Genomic DNA, 12,628 nt, shown 5'->3' with positions numbered 1-12,628 from the left:
GCATTCATGCTCTTACCCTGTCGGGGGCCGGAGCCGGAGATCTCAACGATATTCTGGTGATGCCGATCAACTCCCGCTCCAATTTCATGCTGAACGAGGGGTCTGCCTCCCTGAATCTGGAGGCCTCCCGTTACAGCCACAAGGATGAAGAGGCAACCGCGGGCTACTACAAGGTCGATCTGAAAGATTACGGCATCAAGGCCGAGCTGACCGCCTCGGATCGGGTGGGTGTTCATCGCTACACCTTCCCGCAGGATAAAAAGTCGGAAATCGTGGTCAACCTCGGCTTCAAGGTCAACTGGGACTACACCTCCGACTCCTATCTGAAGTGGGACAAAACCCACAACCGGATCGAGGGCCATCGCTTCTCCGACGGCTGGGCCCCCAGCCAGAAAGAGTTCTTCGTGATGGAGTTTGATCAACCCATCAAAAATATCCGCTTCGCCTACTGTGACAAAGACCAAAACCGCTATCTGGACCTGCCGGAAGGCACCACCGAGATCGGCAACGAGACCCGTGGCAAATATCAGTACGCTCGCGCCTATGTGGAATTTGATACCGCAGATAAGGGCCTGGCCGTCGAGGCCAAGGTAGCCCTCTCCAACGTCGAGATCGGCCGGGATGGCAACGCTGGCGCCTCCCTCAACATGACCGAAGTGGCCAACATGTCGTTTGACGATGTGCGTCAGGCCGCCACCCAAAAATGGGAAGAGGAGCTGGGCAAGATCCAAGTCAGTGGGGATGAGGAGTACAAACAGACCTTCTATACCGCGCTCTACCACACCTATCTGGGCCAGACCATCCACTCCGATCTGGACGGGCGTTACCGCCAGGTCCATCAGGGACGCAATGCCTACCCGGATGGCAACACGCCGTGGGGCGAGCAGATCGACACCCTCAAGGAGTCGGTGCGCACCGCCGATGCCAACCGGGATGGCAAAGCGGACTTTACCCGTTATGACACCTTCTCCCTGTGGGACACCTACCGCGCAGTACAACCCCTCTCGTCACTGCTGGAGCCGGATCGCCTCGCCGATGTGGTGCTCTCCATGCTCTCCTACGCCGAGGAGGAGTGGATGAACGATCAAGGTAACCTGCGCAAGGGCAGATTGCCGGAGTGGACCTTCAAGGGGAACGAGACCGGCATGATGATGGGGATGCACTCCACTCCGGTGATCCACGATGTGCTCTCCAAAGGCTCGCTGGACAGACGGATGATCGCGCTGGGCTTCAGCGATGCGGAACGTCAGGAGATCAAGGAGCGACTGGTGACCGCCATGATCACCGATGCCCGCGCATCCACCAGCCAGGGGGTCGCCTGGATCAAGGAGTACGAGCAGCAGGGCTATGTGCCTGCCCAGTTGCACGACACGCCGCCGACCAACGACTGGGAATCACACTCTCCCTTCAAGGATGCCTGGACCTCCTCCTACTCGCTGGAGTACTCCATGGATGACTGGGCGATCGCCCAATCGATCAAGGCGGTGTTTGGCGAAAGTGATCCCCGCTATCAGGAGTTTGCCGATCGCTCCAAGAACTGGCAGGCGCAGTTTGACTTTGGCGGCAAGCAGTACAAAGGGTGGTTCAAGGCCCGTGACTACGATGGCAACTTTATCGATGCCGGTTGGGTAGACCCGAAAACTAGCCGGGCAGTGGGCAAGGATTGGCGCCCGGACATGTTCAACTGGTCATTCGCGGAGTCCAACGGCTGGCAATACGCCTTCAGCGTGCAGCATGACATCCACGGTCTGGTCGATCTGATGACCCGTTTCGATCAGACCCGGAACCCTCAGGCCAAACGTGGCGAACTGTTTGCCAAGCGACTGGACGAGTACTGGACCACCTACCCTGATCGCAACGCTGGCGACAACCAGTTCCCGGTATTCAACACCGGTAACGTGGGTCAGCACGTGCAGGGCAACGAGCCGGATATCCATGTGCCCTACCTCTACAACTACGTAGGGCAACCCTGGAAGGGACAGGCGGCCATCGCGGCAGCCACCAACGTCTGCTACAAAAACACCCCTGACGGCATCTGTGGCAACGATGACTTTGGCACTCTCTCTGCCTGGTTCGTGTTCCGGGCACTGGGCTTCTTCCCGGTCAATGCCTCCTCCGGCATCTACGAGATTGGCACCCCCATGTTCGACACCGCCTCGCTCGATGTGGGCGCTGGCAGGCAGTTCACCGTCACGGCTCAGAACGTCAGCCGCGACAACATCTACATCCAGTCTGCTCGCCTCAATGGCAGCGAGTTCAATCGCAGCTACCTCACCCATGAGGAAATCCTCAGTGGCGGCAAGCTTGAATTCGTGATGGGCGATAGCCCCAACCAGAACTGGGCCAGCCAGCCGGAAGATCTGCCGCCCTCGCAAGGTATCGGCACCTTCCTGCACGAAGGCGACCTGCCTGCCGGCTCCCGTTAATCACCTGTTCGGGGGAGGGTTCCCTCCCCCATCATCACTCAAAAAATGGAATGGCCATGTTCAAGTGCAATCTGCTTTCTCTTGCGGTGATTGCCGCGCTGACCGGTGGCATCGCCGGTTGCAACAGTGAGAGCGAGTCTACCGCCATCGAGAAACCGGTGACCCCGGTTGTCGATCTGTCGCTACTGAAATACGTTGATCCCATGATAGGTACCGCCGCCTCCGGCCACACCTTCCCCGGCGCCACCCGCCCTGCCGGCATGGTGCAGCTCTCGCCGGATACCTTTATTGGCTCCAGCACCGATCATGAGAGCGGGCTCAACCCCTGGCACTCCGCCTCCGGCTACTGGGACTCCTCCAATTACCTCACGGGCGAGATCGTCGCGACCGATGTACCGCTCTACGGCTTCTCCCATACCCATCTCTCCGGCACCGGCGCCACCGATCTGGGCGACATTCTGGTACTGCCCTATGCCGAGATGGCTGACGCCCAAATAAACGCCTTTGACAAAACCAATGAGCACGCCAGCGCCGGTTATTACCAAACCAGACTGAACAAGGGGGAGATTGAAGTTGAGCTGACCACCACCAAACGGGTCGGTTTGCACAAGTACACCTTTGCCAAGGGAGCGGATCGCAATGTGAAATTCGATCTGGGCCATACCCTGCTCAACAACAACGGCCAGTCGCTGAAAAACAAAATCGAAGTGGTGGATGAGTACACCCTGCGTGGCCGCAAAACCTCCACTGGCTGGTTTCAGGGCCAGAACCATCAGGGCCAGAACATCTTCTTCTACGCCAAATTCAGCCAACCCGTGGCCAAGGCCATGCTGGGCGAGCAAGACAAGATGCCGACCCGGGAGATGCGCCCCAACAGCGTCTATCAAGGGGATGACCTGACCGCCTACCTCAATTTTGGTCAGGGTGACCAACCGCTCGAGATCCGGGTCGGCATCTCGGCGGTGAGCTGGCAAGGAGCACAGAAGAATCTGGAGGCGGAAGCCCCCAGCTTTGATTTTGCCAAGGTGAAGTCTGACGCCGAATATGCCTGGGCTGAAAAGCTGACCAAGATCCGCGCAGAGGGAGGCTCGCCGACCGAGAAGACCAACTTCTACACCGCCCTCTACCACATGATGATCGCCCCCATCGAGCTCTACGATGTGGATGGCAAGTATCTTGATATGCAGGGCACCCTGCGCACCCTGCAGCCTGGCGATACCCCCAACTACTCCATCTACTCGACCTGGGATACCTTCCGCGCCGTTCACCCCATGTGGACCATCATGGACCCGCCGCAGGCGACCCTCTATGCCAAGGATCTGATCCGCAAATCCAACGTGGAGTTCGGCCTGCTGCCCAAGTGGGAAGGTCACGGCTCGGAAACCGGCACCATGATCGGCTACCCCTCGGCGGCCATTCTTGCCGATGCGGTGACCAAGGGGCTGATCGATGCCGAGGAGGCGCTGCAAGCCTCTGTCAAATCGGCCCACTACCGACCCGCCGATTACCCGCAGATCCATGACGACATTCTGAGCTCGCTGATGGCCGGTCAGCTCAGCTATCACGAGAAAGAGCAGTGCGTCCGTTATCCCAACTGGAACTCGGTCTCCTACTCGCTGGAGTTCTCTTTCTACGACTGGACCATCGCCGAGATGGCGAAAGCCGCGGGCGACATGACCACCTATCAGGAGTTCAAGGCGCGCTCCTACAACTCGCTCAAGCATTGGGATCCTCAAGCTGGCAATGCCGATGGCAAGGGCTTCTTCGTGCCGACCGAGCTGAAAAATGGCGACCCGTGTGCCCTGAAATACGCGCCAGCCGATTTCGATCCCTACAAGTCGGATGCCTTCTACTACACCGAGGGCAACGCCTGGCAGTGGCAGTGGTCATTCATGCAGGATCTCGACAAGCTGACCGAGATCATGGGCGGCCAGCAGGGGCTGTACGACAAGCTCAACAACCTGTTCAACGCCGACCCCAACGGAGGTGAGGCACATCAGGACATGACCGGTTACATCGGGCAGTACATCCACGGTAACGAGCCCTCCCACCATGTCATCTATCTCTACAACCGTACCGCCCAGCCCTGGAAAGCGCAGGAGTACCTCGACCGGGTCTACAAGGAGTTCTACAAAAACAGCCCGGATGGCCTGATCGGCAATGAAGACGTCGGGCAGATGTCGGCCTGGTACATCATGAGCGCCATGGGCTTTTATCAAATCTCCCCGGGCGACCCGACCTACACCATCGGTCGTCCCATCTTTGACAAGGTCACCATCAACCTGCCCGACGGCCAGTTCAACGTAGTGGCGCAGAACAATGGTCCGGACAACCTCTATGTCAAAGAGGTCACCATCAATGGCAAACCACTCAACCAGTACAACACCTTCGCCCACAGCGAGATCCATCCCGGTGGCGAGCTGCGTTTTGTGATGACCAACCAGCAACCAACCCCGTAACGCCACCAGCGGCAGGCCACCCGGCTTGCCGCGTTTTCATCTCCGGTATTGAGGAACAACGATGTTCAAACCCCACAAGCTGGCCATCATGGTGACCGCCCTGCTTGGCCTCTATGGCTGCAACACAAACGATGAGACCACTGACAACGGCCGCCCCGACAATGCCCTGCAGGTGCTGCAATATGTCGATCCGCTGATCGGCACCGATGGGCTGGGCAATGTCAATCCGGCCCCCGTCATGCCGGAGGGGATGATCCAGCCGGGCCCGGATAGCTGGAACCAAGCCAACTGGAATGGCAAGGGTTCCCCTTCCGACTATCACCACCAGCTGGCCAAGCTTTCCGGCTTCAGCAGCACCCATATCTCGGGGGCGGGCAAGGGCGATCTCAATGATTTCGCCTTCCTTCCCTTCACCGGCAGCAATACCGACCCGGTCACCATCAACAAGCCGAGCGAGCTGTCGGAGGTGGGCTATTACAAGGCCGATCTGGTAGAGACCGGCATCAAGGCCGAACTCACCGCCACCCAGCGGGTCGCCTTTCACCGTTACAGCTATCCGGCGGGTGAAGATCGCAAAGTCCAGCTCGATCTGCAGCACGAGCTGCTGGAGCAATACGGCAACCACTCCCGCAATATTTACTTCAAGCGGGTGAGCGACAACGCCATTGCCGGAGCCAGAACCAGCAACGAGTGGGGGCAGTGGCAAACGGTCTTTTTCTATGCCGAGTTTTCCGAACCCTTCGTGGAGCAGACCCTCTATGTCGATGGCAAACTGAGCAGCGACACCGAGGTGGGGCTGGCCGATTACATCGGGTATGGCGAAACCAGACCCCGGGTGCGGGATGTAGTGACCCAGCTCAACTTTGCCAAAGGGGATCTGCCCATCACCATGAAGATGGCGATCTCGGGCACCGGCATTGAAGGGGCCATGGCCAACCTGCGCGCCGATGAACATGGCTATCGCTTCGATCAGGTGGTGCAGGAGAGCAAACAGGCATGGGCGAAAGTACTCAATAAATTCACCCTGGAAGGTGGCAGCGATGCTGACAAGACGATGTTTTATACCTCGCTCTATCGCACCTACATCGCCCCCTTCGTCTATCAGGATGTGGATGGCCACTATCGCGGGATGGATGGCAAGGTGCATCAGGCCAAGCCGGGCTTTACCAACTACTCGGTCTACTCCATGTGGGACACCTTCCGCGCCGCCCACCCGCTGAAGACCATCATCGAAAAAGAGCGATCCATCGACTATGTGCACGATCTGCTCAACAAATATAAAACCGGCGGCATCATGCCCAAATGGGAGCTGCACTCCGACTATACCGGCGAGATGGTCGGCTATCCGGCGGTCTCCATCATCGCCGACGTCATCGTCAAATACCCGGATGCATTCACACAGGAAGAGATAAAGCTGGCATTGCAGGCGGCCAACGTTTCCGCCAACTTTGACCTCGAGCTGACCAAAAGCTGGGTGCCCTATCAGGATCCCTGGAACGGTGACAAGCGCTTCACCGTGATGACCCGTCACGGCCAGTATGCCGAGCAGCACGGCTATGTCCCCGCCAACGTCACACTCAAGCCCGAAGAGGGCGGCATGGCCCAGGACAAGTACGATGAGCTGGTCAACGAGTCCGTCTCGTACGGCGTCGAGAATGCCTACTACGACTGGTGTATCGCCCAGCTGGCCCGCCTGGCGGGCGACAAGTCTGCCGAGAACCGCTATCTGGCCCGGGCCACCACCTGGCGCGCCTATTTTGACTACAACCCAACGGAATATGGCAAATATGGTTCGACCGGCTTTATGCGCCCCAAAAATTACGATGGCAGCTGGGTCAACAACTACCCCTCCTGCGCCATCGATAAAAACGGCAACCCGGTCACGCCCCCACCAGGTTGCGACATCAACGACAGCAGCCGTTATGACACCTTCTGGCCCTATCGGGCCGAGCACCGGGGGCAGGACTTTACCGAAGGCAACACCTGGCAGTGGAGCTGGTTTGTTCCCCACGATATCGAGGGGATCAAAGAGGTAATGGGTGGCGAGGAGAAATTCCGGAAGAATCTGGATGCCCTGTTCACCGCCAACTCCAACGCCGATACCTCGCAGGGGGATATGACCGGCTATATCGGGCAGTTCGTGATGGGGAACGAACCGGATCACCATGTTCCCTATCTCTATAACTGGACCAAGGAGCCGTGGAAAACCCAGGAGTATGTGGATCAGGCGGTGCGCAGCTTCTTCCACCCGACCACCACCGGGCTGATTGGCAATGAGGACGTGGGGCAAATGTCCGCCTGGTACATCATGAGTGCGCTGGGCTTCTATCAGGTCACGCCGGGAGTCCCGGTCTACACCATAGGTCGGCCGCTGTTTGAGAAAGTGACCATGGATATTGATGGCGGGAAATTCACCGTGATCGCCGAAAACAATGGCCCCCAAAATATCTATGTGGAATCCGTCACCATCAATGGCAAACCGCTGGGGGAAAACCTGACGTTCAACCACAGCGATATTCGGGCAGGCGGTGAGTTGAAATTTATCATGACGGCGCAAAAACCGACCCGCTCAGATAATAAATAACCATCATTGATTGCCAATATATGTTCAGGCCCAAAGCTTCCTTTGGGCCTCTTTTTTGGTCGATTCACAAGAACGCTCAAAAAATATGACGTGCGGCATCAGATGATACGCGGATCACAAACAGACAGCCTTGTCACAAAAGTCTAGTGAATGACACTTTTTTACTCTGTCGATGAAACAGGAGCCATGGGAATAATAGCGCTCGCCGGGATTGACAGCGCCGCACCTTGATATTGCGCAGGCACCACTCTGGCATCAAAAAATAAATTCTGACTGCTCACCCCCTACCCGATGGAGCCGTTCTATATGTTCAAGAAAAATATTCTGGCCATTACCCTGACCAGCACCCTGGCCATGTTATCCGGCTGCGATTCAGATAACAGCAACACCGATAACGACGATCAAAAGCCAACGCCAACCAATGTGTTGCAATACGTGAATCCATTTGTTGGCACTGGCTTTAACGGTCACACTTTTCCCGGCCCCGTGGTACCGGAAGGCATGGTGCAACTCTCGCCGGATACCGAACTGATAGGGTGGCACTCCTCCTCCGGCTATCATTTCGACAAAGACACCCTGTTCGGTTTTTCCCACACCCATCTCTCCGGCACCGGCATGGGGGGGCTCGGGGATATTCTGTTCCTGCCCTTTACCGAAGATAAGGCCAAATACATCGAGCCGAACAATGATTACCGCAAGGCCATCTCGGTCAAAATGGACAAAAAGTCGGAGCTGGCCGAGCCTGGCTTCTATGCGGTGCGTATCGCCGAAAATGGCATCAAGGCCGAGTTGACCGCCTCCGAGCGGGTGGGCTTTCACCGCTACACCTATCCGCAGGGCCAACCCCAACGGTTGAAGATCGACTTGAACTCGATCCTCAACAGCGACTGGGGCTCGAGTTCGCTGCGCAACAAACTCACTGTCAGCGAAGATGGCTACACCATCACCGGCGAGCGGGATGCCACCCACTTCTCCGGCTGGGCGAAAAACCAGAAGATCTTCTTCCATGCGACCTTCGACAAGAAGATCAAAGGGGTCTACCTCCTCGCCGGGGGTGTACCGGTAGAGGGCTTGACCGCCGAGCACAAGGCCAAATCCAACGCCGATGTCACCGCCTACGTCGAGTTTGAAGAGGGCGGTTCTGCCCAGCTCAATGCCAAAGTTGCCCTCTCGGCGGTTGATGCCACCGGCGCACGGAAAAACTACCAGGCCGAAGGGGATGTTTCGTTCGACGAGGCCCGCGCCAATGCCCGCGACAAGTGGGCCAACGCCCTCAACTTCACCATTGAGGGGGGCAGCAAGAAGCAAAGCGAGATCTTCTACACCGCCCTCTATCACACCAAGATCGCCCCCATCGTCCATCAGGATGTGGATGGCAGCTTCCGCGGCATGGGCAAAGGGGCGCAGGCCAAGGGGGAAGGCAGCTACTCGATTTACTATGGTCAGGCGAGCGAAGAGCAGCCCAACTTCTCGCTCTACTCCCTGTGGGACACCCAGCGGGCGTTGCACCCGCTCAAGACCATCACCGAACCCACCCGCGCCGTGCAATATGCCAAAAACCTGATCCAGAAGTATCTGGAGAGCGGCCTGCTGCCCAAATGGGAACATCTGGGGGATGAGACCGGCACCATGGTGGGCTATCCGGCGGTGGTAGTGATTGCCGATGCCATCACCAAATACCCCGAGGCCTTCGCCACGCAGGAGAAAAACCTGGCGCTCAAGGCCGCCATCGACAGCTCCACCTATACCAACTACCCCATGCTGGCGACCGAGTGGGACAAGGCGGTGCTGGACAAGACCCTGACCAACCATATCGATTACATCGAGAAGAACGGCTTTGCGCCAGCGGTGCAGCGGATCGATGGTCAGCCCGTCTTCGTTGATTACACCCTAGAGTCGGTCTCCTACGGTCTGGAAAACGCCTTCTACGACTGGGCCATCGCCCGGATCGCCAAAGCAGCTGGCAACCCGACTGCCGAAGCGCGCTATCTGGCCCGTTCGAACGGCTACCAGCGCTACTTCGACCACAATGCGGCCGAATACGCCCAGTACGGGGTGACCGGTTTCATGCGTCCGGTGATGATCGATGGCTCCTTCATGACACCGTTTGATCCCTATGGCACCGAACATGAGACCGGCAACTATACCGAGGGCAACGCCTGGCAGTGGACCTGGTTTGTGCCCCATGACATCAAGGGGCTGAAAACCGCGATGGGCGGAGAAGAGGCCTTCAAGCAGAATCTGGATGCCACCTTCGCCGCCGAGAGTCAGGGATCGGAGACCGCTGACATGACCGGGATGATGGGTCAGGTGGCCTTCGGCAATGAGCCTTCCCACCATATCCCCTACCTCTACAACTGGACCTCGGAGCCGTGGAAAACTCAGGAGACGGTCGACTACATCCTCGACACCATGTACTCGAACACCCCGGCAGGCATCATCGGCAACGAGGACGTAGGCTCCATGTCTGCCTGGTACGTCATGTCAGCACTCGGCTTCTATCAGGTCAATGCGGCAGACCCCGTCTACACCATCGGCCGCCCGCTGTTTACCAAAGCGACCATCCCGGTCAAGGGGGGAACCTTCACCATCATCGCCGATAACAACAGCGCCAAGAACCGCTATGTACAGTCGGTCACCATCAATGGCAAACCGCTCAAGGATGGTCTCTTCTTCGAGCACAAGGAGTTTGTGCCCGGTGGCAACCTCCACTTCGTGATGGGCAATACCCCACCACAACAGTAACGAGCCATAGCATTGAAGTGACATTCAGCACCCAACCCAAAAATGTCACTTTGTGATACCCGACGGCCCACGCCAGATGGATTGATAAAATCCAATCAGCGCAGGGCCGTTCTATTTTCCAGTGGGGAGCGTCGGTGCAGCCATCAACCCGTTTTTTCTCAAATCCGCCTTAAATCGGGCAATAAACCGCAAAAAATGGCCTTAAATACCGTTGCAAGGGTTTTTCTGTCATACCTTGACCGCTGTCACATCCCGCCATGAATTAAACAAAAACAACTATTGAGTCAAAGCTCAACACTTTGCGAGCTGGATCACACCGGCAAAACCATGCAACAAAAATCCAGTTATTGCTACATTCATCGCCTGTCCAACCCCACCATAGAGGGCAATAATGAGCCCAATTCGCAACGCATGACTTAGCCCTGACGGGAAAGGAGAGTGAGATGTTACCCACCATGACCAACGGCAGACTCATCTGCCTGGAGTTGAAGGCCACCAGCAAGGAGGCCCTGTTCGACGAGATGGCACAGATGCTGGCGCGCGATGGCGCCGTGTCTGATCAACAGCAATTCGTCAAAGATGTCTGGGCCCGCGAGCAGCTGGACTGCACCGGCTTCGAGCAGGGTGTCGCCCTGCCCCACGCCAAGAGCAAGGCGGTCAGCCGCCCGGCCATTGCCATCGGTGTCAGCCGTCAGGGCATCGAGTACGGCGCCGAAGATGGCAAGCCGACCCAGCTGATCTTCATGATTGCCTCCCCGGATGGCGGCGCCAATCACCACATCGAAGTGCTGGCCGAGCTCTCTACCCGTCTGCTGGAACCCGGTTTCATCGAGCAGATGAAAGCGGCCACCACCGTTGAGCAAGCCCTGACCCTGCTCAAACAAGGCCCGAAAGTGGCAAAGCCTGCCCCTGCCGCCAAACCGGCTGCCACTGCACCGGCTGAGCCCGAAGAGCGCACCTTCAAGGATCGCCTCAATACCATGAAGCAGCACCTGCTGTTTGGTACTTCCCACATGATCCCCTTCATCGTGGCGGGCGGTGTGCTGCTGTCCCTGTCGGTGATGATGAGCGGCAAGGGCGCCGTGCCGGAAGCGGGCTTCCTCAAAGACATGGCCACCATGGGTATCGCCGGTCTGACCCTGTTTACCGCCGTACTGGGTGGCTACATCGCCTACTCACTGGCTGACAAACCGGGCCTGGCCCCGGGCATGATCGGCTCCTGGATTGCCGTTCAGCACTATCAAACCGGTTTCCTCGGCGCCATTCTGGTGGGCTTTATCGCCGGTTTCGTGGTCAATCAGCTCAAACGGATCAAGCTGCCTGACTCCATGACCTCGCTCGGTTCCATCTTCATCTATCCGCTGATCGGTACCTTCCTGGTGTGTGGCATCGTGATGTGGGGGATCGGTGCCCCGATCGCCGCCATGATGGAAGGGATGAACCACTGGCTCTCCAGCATGGCTGGCTCAGGTAAAGTAATGCTGGGTGCCATTCTGGGTGGTATGACTGCCTTCGATATGGGTGGCCCGGTCAACAAGGTTGCTACCCTGTTTGCCCAGACTCAGGTCAACACCCAGCCCTGGCTGATGGGCGGCGTCGGTATCGCCATCTGTGTGCCGCCGCTGGGTATGGCGCTGGCGACTTTCATGTCTCCGAAGCGTTACAAGAAAGAAGAGCGTGAATCCGGCAAAGCGGCCGCCATCATGGGCATGATCGGTATCAGTGAAGGTGCCATCCCGTTTGCCGCCGCTGACCCCATGCGTGTTATCCCGGCCATCGTCGCAGGCGGTATCGTCGGCAACATCACCGGCTTCATGATGCACAGTATCAACCACGCCCCCTGGGGTGGCTGGATTGTCCTGCCGGTTGTTGAAGGCAAGATGGGTTACATCCTGGGTACCATCCTCGGCGCCCTGACCACTGCCGTCATCGTCAACCTGCTGAAGAAGCCGGTAAGCGAAGAAGATGACGTGACCACCACCCAAACCAGCTTCGAAGTCATTGAAGCGGAAGGGGAAGCAGACGTACTGGCCATCACTGCCTGCCCGTCTGGCGTGGCCCACACCTTCCTGGCCGCCAAGAGCCTGCAGAAGGCCGCTGCCCAGCAGGGGATCAAGATCAAGGTCGAGACTCAGGGCGCCAACGGCATCATCAACCGCATCACCGCCAAGGATGTCGCCAACGCACGCTGCGTCATCTTCGCCCACGATGTGGCCATCAAATACCGTGAGCGCTTCACCAATATCGAAGTCATCGATGTGAAGACCAAAGAGGCGATTCACAATCCGGAAGGTCTGCTGGCCCGCACTCTGGGCAACAAGGCAAACGCCGCCTGATAGCAGTCAGACCACTCAGCACAAGGGGCCCATCGCGGGTAATGCCAGTCAGTTAGGCCTGACTGGCATTGTTTTTAT

At 57.8% G+C, this 12,628-nt stretch carries 5 protein-coding genes; all 5 read left to right on the top strand.

Annotation, left to right across the window (positions count from 1 at the left end; genetic code table 11):
* Positions 1-2,426 (top strand): GH92 family glycosyl hydrolase (locus BN1115_RS11215; protein WP_042657226.1); only part of this gene is annotated, 2,426 nt, incomplete at its 5' end.
* 56 nt (positions 2,427-2,482) lie between these two features.
* Entirely contained in the window at positions 2,483-4,885 is a 2,403-nt protein-coding gene (locus BN1115_RS11210; RefSeq protein WP_042657225.1) for a GH92 family glycosyl hydrolase, read from the top strand.
* A gap of 61 nt (positions 4,886-4,946) precedes the next feature.
* Entirely contained in the window at positions 4,947-7,469 is a 2,523-nt protein-coding gene (locus BN1115_RS11205; protein WP_042657224.1) for a GH92 family glycosyl hydrolase, read from the top strand.
* Positions 7,470-7,775: 306 nt separating this feature from the next.
* Complete coding sequence (locus BN1115_RS11200) at positions 7,776-10,214, top strand: GH92 family glycosyl hydrolase (protein ID WP_042657223.1); 2,439 nt, start codon at positions 7,776-7,778, stop codon at positions 10,212-10,214.
* Positions 10,215-10,657: 443 nt separating this feature from the next.
* Positions 10,658-12,550 carry a PTS fructose transporter subunit EIIC gene (locus tag BN1115_RS11195; RefSeq protein ID WP_042657222.1) on the top strand — a complete coding sequence of 631 codons (1,893 nt, stop codon included), beginning with the start codon at positions 10,658-10,660 and terminating at the stop codon, positions 12,548-12,550.
* Positions 12,551-12,628 lie beyond the last annotated feature (78 nt).

This window comes from Aeromonas allosaccharophila (assembly GCF_000819685.1).
Classification (GTDB): Bacteria; Pseudomonadota; Gammaproteobacteria; order Enterobacterales; family Aeromonadaceae; genus Aeromonas; species Aeromonas allosaccharophila.
This window is presented reverse-complemented; position numbering and strand designations above follow the sequence as displayed.

What these genes read in the sequence shown, in the direction of transcription:
- BN1115_RS11205 (WP_042657224.1), top strand. Translation starts at nt 4,947, where the DNA reads ATGTTCAAACCCCACAAGCTGGCCATCATGGTGACCGCCCTGCTTGGC.
- BN1115_RS11200 (WP_042657223.1), top strand. Translation starts at nt 7,776, where the DNA reads ATGTTCAAGAAAAATATTCTGGCCATTACCCTGACCAGCACCCTGGCC.
- BN1115_RS11210 (WP_042657225.1), top strand. Translation starts at nt 2,483, where the DNA reads ATGTTCAAGTGCAATCTGCTTTCTCTTGCGGTGATTGCCGCGCTGACC.
- BN1115_RS11195 (WP_042657222.1), top strand. Translation starts at nt 10,658, where the DNA reads ATGTTACCCACCATGACCAACGGCAGACTCATCTGCCTGGAGTTGAAG.